The organism is Tannerella forsythia (assembly GCF_003860135.1).
Lineage (GTDB): Bacteria > Bacteroidota > Bacteroidia > Bacteroidales > Tannerellaceae > Tannerella > Tannerella forsythia_A.
In genome coordinates this window covers 43,058-62,117 of the sequence record NZ_RQYN01000021.1, presented here as the reverse complement: position 1 = coordinate 62,117, position 19,060 = coordinate 43,058, and the positions used below count along the sequence as shown (strand labels likewise).

Annotated in this window: 17 protein-coding genes; 1 reads left to right on the top strand and 16 read right to left on the bottom strand. The window is 49.2% G+C overall.

The genetic code is table 11. The features are described 5' to 3' along the window. A partial coding sequence (locus EII41_RS07075) for a T9SS type A sorting domain-containing protein (RefSeq protein WP_148091742.1) occupies window positions 1–184 on the top strand: 184 nt, incomplete at its 5' end. A gap of 150 nt (window positions 185–334) precedes the next feature. On the opposite strand, the gene EII41_RS07070 is transcribed toward EII41_RS07075, so the two are convergent. The 16 genes from EII41_RS07070 to EII41_RS07000 all read right to left on the bottom strand — a co-directional run bounded on the left by EII41_RS07070 (window position 335) and on the right by EII41_RS07000 (window position 19,048). Next, complete coding sequence (locus tag EII41_RS07070) at window positions 335–1,576, bottom strand: DUF1302 family protein (protein ID WP_124790014.1); 1,242 nt, start codon at window positions 1,574–1,576, stop codon at window positions 335–337. A 15-nt stretch (window positions 1,577–1,591) separates the two neighbouring features. After that, window positions 1,592–2,068, bottom strand: coding sequence for a transposase (locus EII41_RS07065; protein ID WP_148091741.1), 477 nt, complete (start codon window positions 2,066–2,068; stop codon window positions 1,592–1,594). Window positions 2,069–2,318: 250 nt separating this feature from the next. Beyond that, complete coding sequence (locus tag EII41_RS07060; protein ID WP_124790012.1) at window positions 2,319–3,107, bottom strand: outer membrane lipoprotein-sorting protein; 789 nt, start codon at window positions 3,105–3,107, stop codon at window positions 2,319–2,321. 112 nt (window positions 3,108–3,219) lie between these two features. Beyond that, window positions 3,220–5,568 carry an efflux RND transporter permease subunit gene (locus EII41_RS07055; protein ID WP_124790011.1) on the bottom strand — a complete coding sequence of 783 codons (2,349 nt, stop codon included), beginning with the start codon at window positions 5,566–5,568 and terminating at the stop codon, window positions 3,220–3,222. Between the two features lie 303 nt (window positions 5,569–5,871). Further along, complete coding sequence (locus EII41_RS07050; RefSeq protein WP_124790010.1) at window positions 5,872–6,489, bottom strand: TetR/AcrR family transcriptional regulator; 618 nt, start codon at window positions 6,487–6,489, stop codon at window positions 5,872–5,874. A 290-nt stretch (window positions 6,490–6,779) separates the two neighbouring features. Then, window positions 6,780–8,078 (bottom strand): serine hydrolase domain-containing protein, encoded by a 1,299-nt coding sequence (locus tag EII41_RS07045; RefSeq protein WP_185711858.1) that lies wholly within the window; start codon window positions 8,076–8,078, stop codon window positions 6,780–6,782. A gap of 90 nt (window positions 8,079–8,168) precedes the next feature. Next, a complete protein-coding gene (locus EII41_RS14130) occupies window positions 8,169–8,327 on the bottom strand; it encodes a hypothetical protein (RefSeq protein ID WP_185711857.1) in 159 nt (52 codons plus the stop codon). An 89-nt stretch (window positions 8,328–8,416) separates the two neighbouring features. Beyond that, on the bottom strand, window positions 8,417–9,241 hold the full coding sequence (locus EII41_RS07040; protein WP_124790009.1) for a DNA adenine methylase: 825 nt from the start codon (window positions 9,239–9,241) through the stop codon (window positions 8,417–8,419). 192 nt (window positions 9,242–9,433) lie between these two features. Then, entirely contained in the window at window positions 9,434–10,627 is a 1,194-nt protein-coding gene (locus EII41_RS07035) for a hypothetical protein (protein WP_124790008.1), read from the bottom strand. Between the two features lie 12 nt (window positions 10,628–10,639). Next, window positions 10,640–10,975 (bottom strand): hypothetical protein, encoded by a 336-nt coding sequence (locus EII41_RS07030; RefSeq protein ID WP_124790007.1) that lies wholly within the window; start codon window positions 10,973–10,975, stop codon window positions 10,640–10,642. Between the two features lie 35 nt (window positions 10,976–11,010). Beyond that, window positions 11,011–11,286 (bottom strand): hypothetical protein, encoded by a 276-nt coding sequence (locus EII41_RS07025; RefSeq protein ID WP_124790006.1) that lies wholly within the window; start codon window positions 11,284–11,286, stop codon window positions 11,011–11,013. A 32-nt stretch (window positions 11,287–11,318) separates the two neighbouring features. Further along, window positions 11,319–13,838: a hypothetical protein gene (locus tag EII41_RS07020; protein ID WP_124790005.1), complete on the bottom strand. Its 2,520-nt coding sequence runs from the start codon at window positions 13,836–13,838 to the stop codon at window positions 11,319–11,321. 2 nt (window positions 13,839–13,840) lie between these two features. After that, window positions 13,841–15,967 (bottom strand): hypothetical protein, encoded by a 2,127-nt coding sequence (locus EII41_RS07015; RefSeq protein WP_124790004.1) that lies wholly within the window; start codon window positions 15,965–15,967, stop codon window positions 13,841–13,843. Between the two features lie 30 nt (window positions 15,968–15,997). Further along, window positions 15,998–18,268, bottom strand: a complete 2,271-nt coding sequence (locus EII41_RS07010; RefSeq protein WP_124790003.1) for a hypothetical protein — start codon at window positions 18,266–18,268, stop codon at window positions 15,998–16,000. Between the two features lie 157 nt (window positions 18,269–18,425). Next, window positions 18,426–18,755 (bottom strand): hypothetical protein, encoded by a 330-nt coding sequence (locus EII41_RS07005; protein WP_124790002.1) that lies wholly within the window; start codon window positions 18,753–18,755, stop codon window positions 18,426–18,428. After that, entirely contained in the window at window positions 18,752–19,048 is a 297-nt protein-coding gene (locus EII41_RS07000) for a hypothetical protein (protein ID WP_124790001.1), read from the bottom strand. Before EII41_RS07000 ends, EII41_RS07005 begins: the two co-directional genes overlap by 4 nt. Window positions 19,049–19,060: the final 12 nt, after the last annotated feature.

Sequence of the window (19,060 nt, the reverse complement as noted above, 5' to 3'; positions counted from 1 at the left end):
CACGGAAGAGGGTATGTTACAGATCCGGACGACAAAAGCAACGGATGTGCAAGTCTATTCGCTTACCGGGCAGGTGGTTTACCGGGCTCGGATTTCCGAAGGACAAACCTCCATTCCGCTGGCACAGGGCCTATACATCGTTACCCTCGATGGCCAAGCCAGACAGAAAGTGGTGATACGGTAAAAGCAAAAAAACGTGTCGTCTTTTGTTGATGCGTTTCATGTTTTTCATGATATTTAATTTTAAAGTTTAACTACAAGCGAAAAGCGGATGTCGAGATGATATCCGCTTTTTTTACATGCAGTCGTCTTATTCTTGAAATAGCGTGCCCTCCTAAAAACTATACTTTGCCTTTATCCATACTTCGGAGTTGTTTTTGTAGTTTCCGAAGATGCCTTTGTTGCCGCCGAACCAGTCGTAACCCGCCATGAGGCGAATCTGGTCGGTGAGGGCGTAATCGACCGCAAAACGGCTGAACCATCCGCTGTTGTTCGCATCGAAGTAGGTGAAGTCGGAGAGCTGGAGATTGCCATTGAGCAACTTTTTGGATATGTTGAGCGTTATCAGCGAAGCGTTGCGCGGCTGTGCGATGAAGTCTTCGTATCCGAAGATGCTTTCGGACGATAACTGTGCCGATACTATCCACTCGTGGGGGGCGTACCAGTCGATACCCGCCAGCCAGTTGAGCGAATGGAAGCCTTTTGGGGGAATAGCCATCGCTTCGGCGGTGTAGTTGAAATGCTTGTCGATGTTGTAAGCCGCCTCGCCCCGCAGCACGAACTGCCCAAGCGGTTTGGAGAAGTCGCCACCGATGAAGCCCATACGGTAATAGTGGGGCGAAACGGTGATTTGGGTCATCGTTGGTTTATACCGCAATACAGGCATCTTGTTCCACGTATAGAGTCCGGCGACGGCAAAGTCGATGCCCGGCAGCGTGAAGCTCAGGCGTCCGCCGTATTCCATGTTCGACAGACGAAAAGCGGGTTGCCCCGCTTTGCCGTCCCACACGACAGGCAGCGGAGAGCCGACAGGCAGGATGTTCCACGGATTCGATGCCGTTACGGGCAGCACATAGCCTTGAAACGTGGGCAGGGCAATGGCTTCGAACTTCATCTTTTCGTTGTAGAAGAAGAGACGCAGGGCATTGACCGGCATGCGTATATCGTCGTAGTCCTGTGCCAGAAATTCGGTCATATCCATCGGCGACACCAGGTCGGTGATGCGTACGCCATCGGCTGCTCCCCAGATGACGAGCTGACGTCCGGCACGCAATCCCCAATGGCGTGCGTGGTAGTCGAGGTATGCCTCACGCAGGTCGAACCCCGTGCGGTCTTTGAGCAGTGCGTTGTAGGTGGTGTTGAACGACACGAACATTGAGGCATCGCCCACCTCTCGCGAAATTTCGCCGCGTACCCGCGTACGCGAACTCATCAGATTGTTCGGCTCGCCGCTACGCACGGCGTGATACGTGTCGACAAAGCCACGTATACGAAAACCGGCTTCGTCGGTCTGTGCATGAGCCGATACCACTGCACAGAGGAGGGTGAATAACAGTATTGTTGTATGATTTTTCATTATTATTATTGGGTGTTAGGTGTTGGGTTTTTCGGTATATAATTTATCTTTGTACCAGTTTAAAGGGTTATTAACTATATATTGTTTTATCCTGTAATATTCCTTTTCATTACGGATGACACGGTCGAAATAATCGGACTGCCAGTTTTTGTATCCTTCGGTATGACGGATTTCGTTCATCTTTTTGGAGGTTCTCATTTTAAATTTTCCGATAATTTTGGGTATCAACATCTGTCTGCGTTTTATATGATATTGTTTATCATGTTGTTGCCGTCGTTGTAGAGACAATTCATGAATTTGTTGTTGTTGTTGATGTAGAGACAATTCATGAATTGTCTCTACATCATATATCGTTATTATCAAATGCAAATGGTTCGGCATAATAACCCATTCGTCGACATCAACATTATCAAAATACGTATGTATTGCCAAAATCTCGGATTTCACGATTTCGCCGTATGGAGATAATATCATTTTGCCATTTTCTACCATACCCAATATCTTATCCCGTTTATTTATGCAAATGGTAATAAAATATTGTCCCACATCGGAATAATCCCAATTCTGCCATCGGATTGTTTCTACACGATACCTGTTTTTATATCTGGTCATCAATTATCCACAAATATTTTCGTATTCAATTTGTCGGCGTTATTGTCGTTCATTCGTTATAGAGACAATTCATGAATTGTCTCTATGAATGAATTGTCTCTACGAATGAATTGTCTCTACGAAAACGCCATTACATCGCCCCTTTCTCCAGTGTCGTTACGTTAAATTTGGCTTCGTTCAACGAGGTGTTGTACTTCGGATTATTGATTTCGAGGAGGGTCTGGTGCCCTGTCTGCACGTTGGTCATCTGCATTTGGGAAGCCATCCAGAAGCCGTCTACCTGCTTGATGCCCGACATCGTGAGCTTGCGGTGCAGCTTGTTCATCTTGTCGTAATACTCTACCTTTATGGGTATCAAACAATCCTGACGCACCCACGATACTTTTCGGGAGAAGATGTCGCGGCTGTCTTTCGGGGTCGATTCGAGTTTCCAGCAGGTGTGTCCGTCGATGGTTTCTTCGCCCAGCAGCTTGTGCGTATCCTCGTCCACATTGCGGCTGCCCATATCGTCGTAAGTAAAGTCGCTGCCCATAAAATAGTCGGTCTTCGCCGACGATCCGCTGATGCGGCGTGTCTTCTTCATAGCCGGCAGGTAGAGCCATTTGTCGTCGTCCTTGCCTGTCTGGTCGTAATCCCAGGTGAGGAAGCCCGTCCCTTTCACGTCGCCCGGATAGACGAAAAACATTATCGACTTGCGGTCTTTCTTGTCTTTGCCCACGTCGATTGAATAGGAGATGAGCTTGCGTTCGCGCACGCTGCCTCGTTTGTTGATGAGTTTCATCACCATTTCCGACTGACGTGTATCGCCGTCGGGGCGGTCTTTTACCTTCAGGGCAATGTCTCGCCCGGTCTGTGCAAATGCAGCGGTCGCCAGTGTCATGAATGCCGCTGCGGCAATTGTTCTGATTGTTGTGTTCATATCTTTATTATGTATTTAATTATGTTTTTAAATAGGTTTTGGGTGTTAAGTTTTGGGTATTGGGTTTTGGGTTGTGTTTGCCTAACCCCCAACACCTAACACCTAACACCCCTCATTCTTCCTCTTTTCCGAACATTTTAAATCGGCGGAACAAGAGCGGCGTAATACACACATCGGCTAAGAACGCCGTAAATATCCCCGCTACCGAGAGGATGCCCATGTGTATGAACGAAAGGCTCTTGGAAGTGGTATAGACCGCAAAATTAGCTCCGATAACTAAGCTGGTAAGCAGAATAGGCGTACCTACCACACGGAATGTCCGCAAGATGGCTCCTTTGTAATTCCGCTGACGGTCGAACTCCAAATGTCCGTGGTTGATGAAGTGGATAGTATCGTCCACCGCCAGCCCAAGTATCATCGGCATAATGGTGGCGGTCATCATATCGAGCGGATAGCCCATCCAACCCATCAGTCCGCCCACCACAACGGCAGGCATTACGTTCGGTATCAAGCCAATCAAGCCAATGCGTACGCTTCCGAAGACAAACATCATCAGCAGACCGATAATCAGTAAGGATATACCGAAGGAGGTAATCTGTCCGCGTACGACGTATTGCATCATCGTAGTGAATTGCGGCATCGAACCCACAGGTGTAATCTGTGCACCGGGGAAGAGGCGTCCCGCAAGTGCGGTAATCTCATTCAGCTCGCGTTCGGCTTCGGTCGAATTGTATTTATCCAACTCTACCATCAACCGCAGACGGCGATAGTCGTAGTCTATCCAGCTTTCGGCTTCGCTTCCGCCGGCATTCTCATACAGCAACATCTGCTGGGCAATCTCCTCCTCATTGTCGGGAACGGTATAATAGGCGGGCTCACCATTGTTTAGTGTCTGGTTAAGGTCTTTGAGTATGTTCAGAATCGAAGTGGTACGCTTGGTCAGCGGATACTTGTCTGCCGTACGCTGCAACGAATCGAGTGCCATAAGGGCTTGGGGCGATTTGGCCATTCCGTCTTCGGGCATATCTATCATCATATCGTATGAATAAATAGAACCCAACTCACTTTCGGTTACTTCCAGTATCTTTTTTACATAAGGCACGTTACGCCCCATAGTACGCTCTACATCGAAAGAGGTCTCTATTTTCGTCATCTGATAAATTAAGAATGCGGTAAGTAGCACGAAAACACTCAATATTATCTTCTCACGGCGCAGTACTATCTGCCCGAATGCTTCCAGCCGACGGTCGAGCCAGCCACCACCCGCTGCCTGCACTTTCGGACAAGGTTTACCGTCTTTACCGAAGCTAAGCACGGCGGGCATCACCGTAACAGCTATCAGGAAAGTAAGTATAACACTTGTCGAAGTGGCTATCCCAACAAAGTGCAGGGGCACTACAGGGATGGCAAGGAAGGAGAGCAGGGCAGCAAAGGTGGTAAGAGCACTGAAAAGCACCGGCCAGCCCATCTCGCCGACGGTCTCTACTACTGCACGGCGGCGATTGCCGTGCAGCATGAACTGCCTTCGGAAATAGGAATGAACGTGTATGTTGTAAGCTATGGCTACTGCAAATGCCAGCAGCATGGGAATCATCATCATACCGCTGTCGATACTGAAACGCATATATCCCAGCATGCCGTAAGTAACTATAATCGAAGCCAATGCGGTAACCACCGGCACCACCACGCCCCGCAGCGAACGGGTAGCAAACGCCAGAACAATAATAGCCAGGAGAATAGCCAAACCCATCACACGAGGCATCTCTTTGCCTATCCACTGCATCTTCTGTTCGGTCAGGTAAGGCAATCCCGCTCCTCTCGGATTGAGTGGAGCGTATTTGGCTTTCTGCACAATGCGGTCTAACTCCATCCCGGTAATTTTCTCAGGCGATGCTGCTCCCTTGCCCGTATTCCATACCGAATCTTCGGGGAAGGGACGCAACTTGAGCAGCACCCACGTAAGCCTGCCGTCTTTCGATACCAATCGGTTGGCTATATGAGGCTTCATATAAGCCATTCGCCGTATGGCGGCAAGTCCTTCGGCATCCGAAGGAATCTCTTCGGGTACAATCTGCTCGATGGACATACCCTCCTCATTGCCGATCATAAACTCAATATCGGTAAGTGAAGTAATCTTATCGGCATACGAAAGACTGTCGAGTATTTCGTTCGATAGTTCGCGTATCAGTTCCAGATTCTCTTTCGTAAAAGTGTTGTCGCACTCGGTAAGTACGGCAGCGTAGTTGTCATTGCCGAAAACGGCTTTGAACTCCTCCGTTTTAATGAGCATCGGGTCGTCTTCGAGGAAATAACTGTCCCACGAGTCGTTGATGTTCATAAACTGTAGCCCGTAAAATCCTACGGCAAATAATACCACAAAGGCAGCAAGCACCCACCAGCGCCTTTTTACAATCCATTCGCCCCGCAGGGCAAACCATCCGTTGATTTTTTCTATTTTCATCTGTATTATGTATTTATTAAAATTTCTTGTTTAGGTATTAGGTGTTGGGTGTTGGGGGAACAATTTCCCACGTAGGGGAAGCAATTTCCCACGTGGGGGAAACAATTTCCCACGTAGGGGGAACGATTTCCCACGTAGGGGAGACAATTTCCCATGTAGGGGAGACAATTTCCCACGTAGGGGAAGTGATTTTCCATTATTATCATATTTATTGTATTTTATCGGGACGGGCATTTCATCTTACCGGGCGAACACGTGGGTTCGCCCCTACGTACCCAACACCCAAAACCTAAAATATCCTTCTCATATCTTCATCAAGGCTTTCCACCCGGCAGTACCGAATGTAATGTATTCCGTAATAAACCGTTCAATGTCGGTATCAGTCAACTCGTCGTGCGATACGATTTCGCCCATCACCGTCAGCCATAGCGAACACATCAAGTGCAGGAAGAAATCTGAAAAATCCGTCTTGATATTCGGGTATCGTTCTTTCATCACCTTCAGATACCGCAGGCTCTCCTCCGTGTAGCGGTCGGCAAAGGTGTCTCTGAAATTTTCGAGCGACGACCCCGCCGAATTGAAAAGCAATATCTTCAGTTCCGTCCTGTAATTTGTCGGTATAACCATAAATTCGTCAATGACTTTTTTCTGGTGCGAGTCCATCGAGAAAAATTCCTTACTCAGATACTCATCATTATTGTGTTCGGTAAACAGCAGTTCGAAGGCATCGAGTAATGGAGTCAGTACTGCACGGAAAATTTCATCTTTGTCTCTGAAATAGTTGTATATGTTGCTCAACGTTATGCCCGAAAGTCGGGATATGGTTCGCATCGACGTATTCTTGAAACCCTTCTGCAAAAACTCTCCGCGAGCCGATTCGAGAATGATACGACGTATATTGTCTTTCTGTACTTGTGCCATTTTATCGAAAAATATATTCAAAATTACGACTGCAAAGTTAGAATATCTGAACAGTGTTCACAATCCCTAAAAGAGGGGATTTTCAAGACGCACATCCCCTTTGTTGGGGATGGGGGAAGTTCGATTCAAGGCACTCAAGTAAGAACATCGATGTATAAACGAAGAAGCCCCAAAAGCTTTATTCACACCTTTGGGGTCTCGTAAAAAAAGAAGGAAGCAATACTACAAAAGAAGCGAGGAGTTCAAACTCGCGCTCAAGCCACCTGAAAGTCAGGTTATTTTCTCAGGCCTTACTTGCTTATAAGATATTCGGCTACGGCTTGATAAGCAGGCAGTGAGGTCGGGTCGTTTTTTGAGTTCTTTGCTTCGGGGTGCGAGGCAAAACGCACAATAACCATCTCCGCCGTAGGGTCGATGTAAATGCTTTGTCCGTGTACGCCCCGTGCCATAAATGCTCCATGACTGTTGTGCAAAACCCACCACATATTCCGGTAACTCCAGTTCTTGAGCGTAGCGGCATGTGCCGACTTGGCGAAAGCCTCCCGGTTGCCACCTTTCATGATGTCCTCCACCACTTCGGCGGGCAATATTTGCCGCTTGTTGAACTTCCCCTTATTGCGGATCATTTCTCCGAACATGGCCATATCACGCATATTGGCACCAAAACCTCCACCGGCAAAGGCTATCCCGGATCCATCGACCTGATAATAACCGTCCACATGTGTCCCGAGGGGCTTCCAAATGAGCTCCGATAGTAAAGTGGGGATGCTTTTCCCCGTTACTCTGGAGATAATCCAGCCCATCACATCGGTATTGACGGTTTTGTAGCCGAAGGCCGCACCGTGCTGTCCTTCTTTCCGAAGCGTAACGAGATAGTCGTAGTAATTTGCAGGGGCTTCGGGCGATGCCGGTTTGGAGAAGGGATTACCGGCTGCCGAAAACGACCAGATTTCGGCGTTGGGATCCGAATAGTCTTCGCTGTATTTCAAGCCCGTCGTCATATCGAGGATTTGTCTTATGCTTGCATCCCCAAAGGCCGAATTTTTCAATTCGGGAACGTAATCGGCTGCGGTTTTATTCTCATCAAGGAGACCTTGCGCAAGCAACAGTGCGCCGAGAGTTCCCGTAAAGCTTTTGCTGACGGACATGGCCGCATGGACACCATCCGGCTTCAGCGCAGCGAAATAATTCTCGTAAACAATCTTTCCCCGGTGCAATATCAGTATGCCGTCCGTATAGTTCTTCGAAAGAGACTCTTTCCAAGTCATTGCTTCGGTGCTACCCCAAGGGATAAATGTGAGCCCGTCGATATTCCCGTCGATTTTAAGCTTGAACTTGTATTGTTTGCTTGAAGCAGCCTTGACTTCGGTGGTCGGCATGAATTGGCGCATGTGGCAAACGCTGTATCTCAAAGCCGGGAAGCGGAAAAAGCTTCCGTCTATGGCGGAAACCACCCGTTCTTTAGGGGGCGGGAAACCAGTCATCCAACCCATTGTATTGGGATCGGATTGTGCTGCGGTTAGAATCTCTTGAGCCTTCAAGCTCATGCTTAAACTCAACAATAGCGAGAGTGCGATTAGTGTTTTCATATTCTTTTTTATTTTCAGGATCGATATGTCATGATGTCTTTTTGAAGCCTCTAACATACTCAGAACGAGAGAATAGTAAGCCACCTTATTTTATGGAAGTTTCTCCCCATCGACATAAATATCCGTATCGGGGAGCAAGCGTTTTATTTTTTTCAGATTTTCATCGGACACAGCTTCCATTAAAGAGAGGATTTCAATCTTTATCTTTCCAAGTTCATCCGGAAGAACAAGTTCTTGATCATCTGCCATATACAATCAGAAAAACGAAAAGTCCAAAAACGCAAAACGAAAAGTCCAAAAAAACTCGACACTTTTTTTTCTCAGTGCCGAGTTTTTTTTCACGCTGCGACGACGAGTTCTGAGGGCGGCGTGTAGTTGAGCGTTAACACTTCTACTTTACTTCCACCTCCCGCAGACCTCGGCAGCAAAAACTCGTACGTTCGCCAGCCGTTCGCTTGGGAGTACTCGCGCAGAACGTCGGACGGATACGACGACAGCATGAATTTCCCGCGCACGTTTACAAGCGTGTCGAGCAGGGCTTGGAAGTCCTCTCTCGTGTAGCCCGCGTAGTGGCCCATGTCGGCGTTGAAGTAGGGAGGATCGACATAGTGAAACGCGTCTTCATGGTCTGCTTTCCGGATAACATCTAACGCATCGCGACAGAAGATGGATGTATGCTCTAATCGTGCGCAGTAGACATCTGTGAAAGAATCTCTTCGCGCAAGCAACTGAACGGCTGTGCTGCGGCCTTTGCTGCATTTCCACGTATTTCCTAATATGCTATAAAAACTTTGATGCGAAAGCACCCACAACGCCCACGCCCGGCGCACCTCGTCGGAGTCGTCGGGATGGAAGTAGATGTGCTTAGCTTCTTTTTGCTGCTTCTCGCTGTGAAGCGTTGCATCGACGAGTGCTTTTAGCTCAGAGAAGCGGGTTTTAACAACATTGTAAAAGTTGACGACTTCGCCGTTCTTATCATTTATCAGCTCCACTTTCGCGGGTTCTTTGGCAAAAAACACGGCACCGCCTCCCATAAACGGCTCGACATAGATTTGATGTTGCGGAATCATGGGCAGGATGATGCTTAACATTCGTTGCTTCCCGCCGTAGTAGGTTACCGGGGTCTTCATTGCCGGCTTTATTTGAATTACATTCTTTTTCATCTTGAATACTATTTAAAATGTTTATAAAAATTCTATCTTTGCAGTCTCTCAGGTAAAAAAAAATAAGGTGCCACAACACCGCAAGGGCTTGCGCCCCTGTCGTGGTGTTGTGGCACCTTTGTCGTAGAGAGACGCCTGAGAAACACTCTCTACGAAGGCAGGGGCTTTTTCTCACCCTCTGCCTCGAAAATACTACGAATAAGATATATATACAGAGAAGTACTCGTACGCGGTTTTCCTGTTAGCGATCGCCTCTTCAGGACTCGGATTTAAACCGCTCTTAGACGGCTTGAATCGAATTTTAAAGTTCACCAAATCAACAAACATAAAAGCTGTTTTATATCCAGACAAGGTTCCAGACCGTAATACCTGACCTTCTTTTTCTCCTTCAGCGTATAAAATGTCAAAATCCGCCTCTCCGTCTAATCCGGGCGCAAAGATTTCAACCAAGCCTCCCGTCAAGCTTACGGTTATTTCATTTGCGCTTCCTGCTGAAAGACTCTCTACTGTTTGCGCTTCGACGGGTAGAACACCATACGGCACCTCGAATTCGATGCGCAGGTTTACAGCCGCAGGAACAGGAATCGCCAGCTCTTCGCTATTTACAGATGAAAGAGGGAGGTGTTCATGGATAACAACAGAGGTGTCTGCGTTTGTAATTTTTATAAAAACTTGCTCCATGGTAGCATCGTTGATCCCCCCCGTCCAAGGTTTGAAATATACCCACGCCGCCTTTTGCTTCAAGGCAACAAAAACGAGATCGTCAGACGTCTGCAACGTTTTAACACCTTCCGTGTAACCTGCTGACGCTTCGGGCGTAAATATTGCTTCTGCATGACGAGGGAGATAAATCATCGCTGGAGCCTCCCCACATTCGACGCGATCGGTAATGCTTCCACATTCTACGACAACAGGAATAGCCGCGTCGTCTGGTTCGGTTCGTCTCGGTCGCACAGTACGGGCAACTGTGCACAGAACGAGCGTCGTGTCGTATGCAATGTTTATAGTGTCTTCCGCGTTAGCTTGCGCTACGAATTCGTGCGTTTTCGGCGCCGCGAATCGCGAGACCACGGGCGGAATGATGCGAACAGTCTTTCCGGGCTTCACATTTACCGTGATGGGGTTGCCTTGATAGGCGATGTTTGTAACCTCCTCTTCAACCTGAATCTGCACATTTTCTCCAAGCAGGAAACGACGTGCGGCGGGCCAATTCGGGACCAAATCAATCGTGATTCGATGCTTTCCTTGATTCCACTTCAATGCGTTCAGGAAGTCTTCCACCGTGCCCTCATTCCCGGCTTCAAGCCAAATTTCGTAGGCAGATTTCCCGTTCATTCCGAGCGTTTGTTCAAGCTGTACATTTACCTCAAATTCTTTACCTTTCATTTCTTTTAAAATTTAATCTACAACAACAATATTCGTTTTTATCTCATTCGACGAGATGTCATAAAACCTGTCCGGGAAAGCGGGATCGTGTACACGCGTTCGAAAACGGACATACAGCGCCCCTTCGGCGAAGTTTGGCGCATCGAGGGCAATAATAATTTGATTGCCATCAAAGCTCATACCCGGCGGGAGCGGTTCTTCGGCTTTTCGCTCTACCCTTACACGCCGCGCTTTCGACGTGTAAAAATCAAAGCGCAGATCACACTTTTTCGGATCGACCGGGCGGCCGTCCGAATCGGAGATGCTGATGCGAAACTTCGCATCAGATCGTTTTTGTAACAATTCCATATTCATAACTAACAAAAAAATGCGTCTATCACTTTTTAATCATTTTCTAAAGGCTGTTTAACCTGCCTTTCAATCGCGCTGACAAGACGGAATGCGACCTGATTCGTACGCAACGACTGCATCAGCATTTCATACTCGCGCTCGGTCAACTCGACCGGGCCTTTGCTTTTGTAGATACGCCGCGCAAGTTCATCCTCCGCGATTGTCGTCGCAGTCGCAAATACAATATTCCCAACATCTTCGCGCAAATCGAGGTTGTCAAACTGATCAATGCGCGTTTCTAATTCTAACTTTGAAAAATCAACTTTCATATCTCTTATATCAAATCTTATAAAATGCTATTTTACCGAATATTACCAATCACGAACGTTCCGGAACGTCTATCCCATAACACTTCGTAAAATTCCGGATCGTTTATATCAGAATTACTCCATTTGGGCAACCTTACGGCTTGATTTCGATGCGGCATGTGGCTTGCTGTAATACATATTCGTCGATACCAGCTCGCATCTCCGAGATTCTGTGCGGTTACACAAAAACCCCGAAGGCTTCCGGACGCAGAATAAAAACAGTTAAAAAATTCGGCTGGAACCCCGTCATCTTCGCGACTGACACGGAGTGTAAGCAGCGCATTCTGAGTAACCGGCGAGCTGTAATGCGTCATCATCGCCGAGCGATTATTATTACTGTCTGAAAGGTGAATAAATCCCCACGGTGAGAGTTGAAGACCCGTCCACGCGCCGTTCACCTTGTGTCCGGACGTATTCGTAAGGCTTTCTTCTCGTATCATAAAACCTCCGATTTGCCCTTCTTTAGCCACGATCGTACCGTTTTCATACACTCGAAACGGCGCGTTATCCCTGCCTGCATAGCCTGACCCGGCCCAGAACCGCGGCTTATTATCTGCAGAACCGTCCATGCCGACATTGCGGTTCTGGCTTAGGATGTAGTTCTTATTAAACAGCCACCCCGCTATATTTGCTTCTTCTGCGATAAGCAGCTTGGTCGCAACGTTTTCGAACGAGTTTAATAATTCCCATTTGTTAGGATTCGACGGATGCACGCCGCTGAACACGCCCGCGTTTGGCTTCGCTCTGTAGTATCGATTATTATACATAACGACATCGACAAAGAACGACGAGCCGTTATAGGTTTTGTTACTATCCCACGTGCCGCGCATGCTCGGCATCGGGCCGGGTGTTCCATTCGTGCCCGGCAATCCGGCGTCGCCCGTGATACGCACAGGATAAGACCAGCTTGTAACCACCTCGCCCGCAGCATTGAACGTCGCCTGCGACATCCACAGCGGATTCGTGCCAGCAAACGGGTCGAATTGCCACCCAAATGGCGGATTCCCTTGCGGATATCCGGGCTGGGATGCGGAGCGACGATAAACACTGCGAACGACATCCCCTTTTTTGCCCGGATCGCCGGGACTCCCATCGGCCACCCTCGTAGCAACGAAAGACAGCTGATAAGAGACAAGCCCCTCGCAATTTACAGTTACAACGACGGTTCCGGTGCTCGTACTTGAGAACGACGTAAAGCGCACGGATGCACCAGCCTGCGCGACTGTGCAACCCGACACGGATTTGACAGAAAGGGTAAATTTACCCTCTCCGGACACGGTCGAAAACGCGAGCGGCTGCCCGCCCTTCGAGGCAAAAGCGGTGAAGGTGATTTGATTTACACCTCCATTTGCGGAATTGTACGCCTGCGAATAGCGATCGAGGCCGACGGTATAGGCGTCTTTTCCCTTCAATGATTCTTTGAGTCCGGGCGTTTGTAAAATATTCTTGCCGAAATACACGTTGTCGAGATAGATCGACTTTCTCCCGAGATTTTCGCCATCGATAACCAGCCCCGAAAGGTCTCCCATCTGCACGCCAATGTGCTGGGGTTTAATCTCCCACGTGTCGACGTCGCACAGATAACGTACATAATTACGCGTATGGTATGCGGACGATTGTCGTGCTTTGTCGGTTGCATTACCGTACACGGCGAATTTCATCGCCTTGCACGGATGTACCGTCGTACCCGGTTTAAGATTGTACTTAAACCGCTTATTATCGAGAATTTGCACGGGCATAAAATACGACGTCGAGAACCCGGGCAGCTTATCAAAGCCGCAAGCGTCGACGCCTGCCGTCGTCTCGTTTCCGGTCAGGTTGTGAAATAGCCCGCGGCAGAAATCGTTTACATGCAATCCGGAGCGCTCGCCTTCTTCGAGCTTGAGCGTCACGATCCTGTTTGCCGTGTCGACATCTTCGATAAGTCCGAACGCGATCGAGTTCCACAACTCGCCGCTAACCACGTCGATACGATTAAAACGCAGCTCCGGCACTTCGAGAAAATCCCGCAGCCGCATCCCTCCGAACCAGCAGTTCCCATTTTCGTCAATTCGGCCGCCACTGCCCAAAAAACCCTCGACAAAATGTCCGAAATCAGCCCCCTGTAGAAACGTTATTTTAAAATTCGTCTCATCGGGCTTGTCTTTGCGCAGATAACGATCGTCGAACGTGCCCGCGATTTCTTCTGTCTCGACTTTAACGATATGACCTTGCTTGTCTAAGTGCAGACATTTAACAAAATATCCTTTTTCGTTGAGCGTCTGCGAATCTTTATTCTCTTCTTTTGCTTCTTCGTGCGATATTTTTATAACGCTTTTATTCGCGTCGATTTGTATGCGATCGCCTGCCACAAACGAGTTCGCAGACGCGCCCGGAGCCGATCCGGAACCCGTCGAGCCCGATCCGCTGCCACTGCCCCCGATTTCGCGGGCCTGGCCGCCCGCTTTGTCAGTACCGGCTTCGATACGCAAACGCGCCGGCTTTGTTAATATGCGATATGAATAATTGCTCATGCTTAATCCTCCTCCTCAAAAGGTACTCCCGTGAAATTATCCTGCGCGATCTCCACCATCGCGAGGTTGCTTTCGTCTTTGATTAAATCCTGTATCTCGGACACAATCATAAATTTACCCGCTTCGTGCTCGTCGGTCATCGGACTTAGCTCGCTGACGATATCGGCCGTTCCGGACAGCTTCTTTTTGCGGCCGTAATACTGCGAATAAACCGTGCCGAGCAAGAGGCGTTCAACCTTATCCGTCACGCCCGCACGCGTGAAATTTGAGATAACCTCCCGCGACGACAGAAAGAATTGCCCCCGTGCCGTCGGGTGCGCGCCGTCGGGCATTGTGCCGCAGACGGTGTCGATTTCCATGCCCTCCTTTGCAGCCTTATCGACCCATGCCCGCACGACGATATCGCCTTCGCTCAGTTCCTGCCCGTATGCGCCGACGAGGTTCATACTCACGTTTTTAATTAAGAACCAATGAATTTTTTGATGATCGAACGTTTGTTCGAACCCGTAATCCTTCATTTTCAGCGCGCCGCCCACCTGCACCTCCAGCCATCCCGAGACGGGCGGCATGGGGATATACTCCCCTTCGAACATTTTATCGAAGATGGAAGGCAACTCCCAACGATAGTAGCCGATAATGGGCTGATTCGTTTTCCAACCGCCCCAGCCTGTTTTTTTCTTGCGCCCATCAACGTCTTTTTCGTAATACGCCGCATGTGCCGACTCCCAGTTGCCCTCGCCCGGTTCCCACCGACGCCCTGTCTCATACGTATTGACATTCAGCCACGTATTTAAAACTTCGGAGTTATCGTAGTGAAACAGCGCCTGTCCGTTTTCGTCGCGCAGAATTAATCGAAATGGGATATACGAGTAATTGCATTGATGATTAAACTCTTTCCACCAGCCTCGCTCGTTGTCGTCGCCCGCGTCCTCGAAGGGGTTATAGCGAACATCGACGAGCGCCTCGATCTTGAGATTAATCAAGTAATCTTTTTCTTTGTCGTAATCGTAGAAAACGAAAGGTTTTTCTTTCATTTCAACCCACGCCCCGACGTTAGTGTTAGATACATGCCCGCATTGGGGCACATAATCCTGATGGCCGCGGCGGGTATGAAAAACAAACGCGACGCCCGACTCGGAATCGCCGGACAGCTGCGGTTTGATTTTAAAATACTTCGTGAGATTAAGCACGTCGTAGATGCGGAACTTACTCTTCGCGAAATTGTGCGGTTTAAGCAGCATATCGAATCCGGGAAAGTTGTTATCCGAATAATCGACGTTGACGCGGTGCGACGTGCATTCCGAATCTTTGATCCACGCAGGGTCGTTCTCGGCCTCAATGAGTTTGTTCTTCATGTACGGCGAGAACGTTAGTTCACAGTTATTAAATGTCTGATCGACGCCGAGAGTGGAGTCGTCGAGGCACCAGCGCACAGGCTTCGTTTGCAGGGAGTGGAGCGCGTGAATATCATACACATGCGCCTTACCGTCCTTTTGCTGCATGCGCAGCGCGAAGGGACGCAGCATCTCGTCTAAGATTTCGCGCAAGGTCATGGGCTCGTTGTCTTCGTCGAAGAAGTTCTCGTCTATCAGGCACGTGTTTGCGAGCAGCAACGCGCCTTTATCCGTTGTCGTCGAGATATATTCCTGTACGCCTTCAAGCTCGATACCGCTTTTTTCGATACACAAATCGATAAGCGACTGCAGCGACCAAAAGCGCCGCGTCGTTTTCTCGAATTTAATCCGGTCGAGGATGGCGAAATCGCTAAATGTAAGCGTCACATCGTAGCCGTCTTGCTGCGCAAACGGCTCTTCGTAGATTTCCGGATCGAGCGTTCCGCTCCAATACTTTTTATTTTCGCGATAGACGTCTAAGCGGATGCTGCCCGCGACGGTGGTATAGAGATCGACGAAGCGACGATCGCTATCGGAGATAACGGTCAGCGTCGCGGCAGACGACATGACAGGTTCGATTTTATTCACCTCGCTCCACTCGATTGTGAGCGGCGTGTCGTAAGGGAAGGACAGTTCTCCTACGTTGCCGGAGTAGCCCTCTTGCCAAATTTCGACCCGATAGCGCACTCCCGCTACGCTAATAAATTCGCCCTCATATCTTTTTCCTTTTGCCATCGTAACTCGTATTTCGTAATTCGTAATCGATTATCTCGTTCTTCTGTTTACTTGCGAACGTTTATTTAATACCCCCTCCAAATCGCGTCCGGAGATGCGGAAAACCACCTGCCCGACACCTCCGGAGGGTTCGATGAGATCGCGCAGCTTCGAAAGCGGCGCGACGACTTCGGGGTTCGTCGAAGCGTTTGCATACTCTCCGAACATACCGATTGTTTTGCCGTACGCGATACCCCCTTCTGCGTAACGCGGAATCGACGCAATCGCCGCAAGAACCGACGCCACGGCCGCAATCGCGAGAATGGGGCCGACGAACGGAATCGAAGAAACGGCCGAAGCCGCACCCGTTCCGGCGGAATACATGTTCGCGTTGCCTCGTTCTTCTTCGGCCATTGTCAACGCCGCGATTTTTGGGATCGCTGCAGAGATAGCTTGCAAGAGGCTTTGTCCCCACTCAAGCCAAGCTCCCGCCGCCTCGCCAACGACGCGGCTTAGACGCCCCATCACGTCAGCGACCCCTTCAATACCCTCGGCTGCTCCCTTAAAATAAGCCTCCTTGGGGATTATTTTTTTAAAGCGATCTTTGAGCTCTTTCGCCGAGCGCTTTAGTGTATTTTTGTCGAAACGTACAGGCAAATTGACGGGCCCTGTTTTCCCCGCGAATTTGTTTTTTGCAGGCAGCGGAGAGGCCTTTAAAGGCTCTTTACCCACGTCGCTGGCAACCATATTAATGTACAATTCTTTCAGTTTTAACTGCTTTTGCAGCAAGTTTATCTGCCGTTGCAGTTCAATCGCGTGCTCTGTGTCAGCCGCCCGCTGCTGCTTCTGCAGCTCAGAGATTTTTTGCTGAAAATAACCGATCGTGTCGGGGTTAAAGACTTCTTCTTCCTGTTTTTTCTTGTCTTTGCCATCGCCGCCTCCGGAAAAGCCCCCACCGAACAGGTTTTCTTTTTCTTTTGCAGCTTCCTTCGTTTTTTGTATAAGCTGATTCGTTAGATCGAGGGCTTCTTCGTATGCGTCCATCGCGCCACCGCCGATCTGAATATCGAAGACTTTCCCAAGCCATTCGGCCACCTTTCGAACCCCAGCTACAATCTTATCAAAGACTTTCAAGACATTCTCTTTGATAAGATTATGAAATTTCATAATGCCGCCCGCAAGCTTCGTGTTCGAAAACCATTTCGCGAACTCTTTCAGCCATGCAACCACATCCTTAAAGCTCTTGATAAGCCACTCGATTGCCTTGCCGAGGATTTTCCACAACACCTCGGCGAGCACCTTCACGGCTGCCCACGCCTCGTCGACGACGCGCCGGAAACTTTCGGAATGGTTATAAGCGTAAATCAAACCCGCCACGATAGCCGCCAGCGCGGTGATAAGCAGCCCGATGGGGTTTGCTTCGAGGGCCGCGTTGAGCAACCATTGCGCTGCCGTCCACACTTTTGTCGCAACCCCGACCGTTTGGATGGCTTTCGTAAGCTGGATCAATCCGCTCGCGGCGACACCCAGCTCGGCCGCTTGCGTGATAACAGCCTGAAAGGGCATAAGCATCTGTCCGATTTGCTCTTTCATATCGCCGATGGTGTTGTTTAATTGCACCATCCGCCCGGCATCGGTCTTGGCTAATTCGGCATTCACGTTACCCACACTCTGCCGCACCACTTCGGCGAGTGTGGCTGCCTTCTGCTCCTCCGTGCCGAATTTCAAGATTTTTTCTTGTACTTCATCGAAGGTATACCCGTAGCGGCTTAACGCAGACACCTGACCAGCAAACACTTTACCCATCATCGTGGCGATATTTACGGCCGATTCCTGCGTAGCGTTAAAGCCGTACTGCTGGGCGATAATGTCGTTCATTACAGGGATCAGCTCGGCGAGCGACTCTTTTTTCGACATATACGTCGCAAGCTCTTGCGCCCCGGCGAGCTGCACCTCGTCACCAATGACGCCTAATTCCTGCTGTGCGGCGCACAGCTCTTTGATTGCCTGCACCTCCTCGTCGGTCGCGTTCATGGTGTTGCGCATCACGGTTTGCAGCTTGTTTTCTACTTCCACCTGCGAAGCGTAGAAACCCGTGAGCGTGTTCATTGTGCTTGAAACCTGCGTGATAGCGTCGGAAATATGCTGTATCGAAGAAACAAACTGATTGAAATTCAAGAATCTTGTATTTAAATCTTCAACTTGTTTGCTTACGACTTCTACGGTCGCGCCGAGCCCTTCGAGCTGCTTTTTCAGCTTGCCCGTCGCATCTCCACTGACATTTTTCAGCTTAATCTGATATATGACCGTTTTTCCCGACATTTTTCTTGTTTATTTCAAGCGTTTAAATTATCTTTGAAGCGTTTTTAAAAATTGAACAAATGGCACTGCTTGTTATGATTACTGCTGCGGCGATTGTTGCCGTTGTCTTCGGAGGCTTATACGCCGCGATGCGGAGAGAGGAAAAGGGCGAAAGAGACTAATCTTCTTTCCATTTTTCCGTTAGCTCATCCATGAGCCTGCGACGCTCCTCGAGCGTCATTTTTTCGTCTTCTTCCTTCCGAATCGGCTTGCCGTCCCAGTCGAATTTCAGCAAGTCTGTCGGCCTGCGGATGCGTTTTGAATGCGGCGCCACGGCCGAAAAAGCAATCATCCGCGCTTGTTCCCATCCATTCCGTTGTCTCGCTTCTTCCTGTTCGGCATATTGCTTTAGCACCTCGTCCAGCTCATCCGGCGTGAGCGCTTCGAAGTCCGCGAGGCGCAGCCCGACCCTGCCGAGGGCGATCCCCAGCAGGGTTTCGATGCTCACGCTTTTTTTTTGTCCGACTTCGGTGCCGGAACAGCTTCGAACGACGTCTTTTGCCACTCTGCAAAATCGTCCTGATCCATGCTGTCAGCCATATCCATCAGCGACATATCGAAAGGATGATTGAGACGGTTGCACGCGGACGCGACGCAGCACCACAGCAGCGTGATCATGTCCGACACTCCGTCGCTTCTCACTTCCGTCACCTCGCGCCCTGTCTCTTTTTTAAAGCGAATCAGGGCTCCCATCGTCATTTGGCAAGGGTACTCCTTGCCGCCGATTCTGATTTTGTTCATGTTCTTTATTTT

Bases quoted from the DNA above. Each gene is read 5' to 3' on its own strand.
- EII41_RS07070 (WP_124790014.1), bottom strand. From the start codon at position 1,576: ATGAAAAATCATACAACAATACTGTTATTCACCCTCCTCTGTGCAGTG.
- EII41_RS07055 (WP_124790011.1), bottom strand. From the start codon at position 5,568: ATGAAAATAGAAAAAATCAACGGATGGTTTGCCCTGCGGGGCGAATGG.
- EII41_RS07010 (WP_124790003.1), bottom strand. From the start codon at position 18,268: ATGTCGGGAAAAACGGTCATATATCAGATTAAGCTGAAAAATGTCAGT.
- EII41_RS07040 (WP_124790009.1), bottom strand. From the start codon at position 9,241: ATGAAAAAGAATGTAATTCAAATAAAGCCGGCAATGAAGACCCCGGTA.
- EII41_RS07035 (WP_124790008.1), bottom strand. From the start codon at position 10,627: ATGAAAGGTAAAGAATTTGAGGTAAATGTACAGCTTGAACAAACGCTC.
- EII41_RS07060 (WP_124790012.1), bottom strand. From the start codon at position 3,107: ATGAACACAACAATCAGAACAATTGCCGCAGCGGCATTCATGACACTG.
- EII41_RS07045 (WP_185711858.1), bottom strand. From the start codon at position 8,078: ATGAAAACACTAATCGCACTCTCGCTATTGTTGAGTTTAAGCATGAGC.
- EII41_RS07065 (WP_148091741.1), bottom strand. From the start codon at position 2,068: ATGGTAGAAAATGGCAAAATGATATTATCTCCATACGGCGAAATCGTG.
- EII41_RS14130 (WP_185711857.1), bottom strand. From the start codon at position 8,327: ATGGCAGATGATCAAGAACTTGTTCTTCCGGATGAACTTGGAAAGATA.
- EII41_RS07015 (WP_124790004.1), bottom strand. From the start codon at position 15,967: ATGGCAAAAGGAAAAAGATATGAGGGCGAATTTATTAGCGTAGCGGGA.
- EII41_RS07000 (WP_124790001.1), bottom strand. From the start codon at position 19,048: ATGAACAAAATCAGAATCGGCGGCAAGGAGTACCCTTGCCAAATGACG.
- EII41_RS07050 (WP_124790010.1), bottom strand. From the start codon at position 6,489: ATGGCACAAGTACAGAAAGACAATATACGTCGTATCATTCTCGAATCG.
- EII41_RS07025 (WP_124790006.1), bottom strand. From the start codon at position 11,286: ATGAAAGTTGATTTTTCAAAGTTAGAATTAGAAACGCGCATTGATCAG.
- EII41_RS07030 (WP_124790007.1), bottom strand. From the start codon at position 10,975: ATGGAATTGTTACAAAAACGATCTGATGCGAAGTTTCGCATCAGCATC.
- EII41_RS07020 (WP_124790005.1), bottom strand. From the start codon at position 13,838: ATGAGCAATTATTCATATCGCATATTAACAAAGCCGGCGCGTTTGCGT.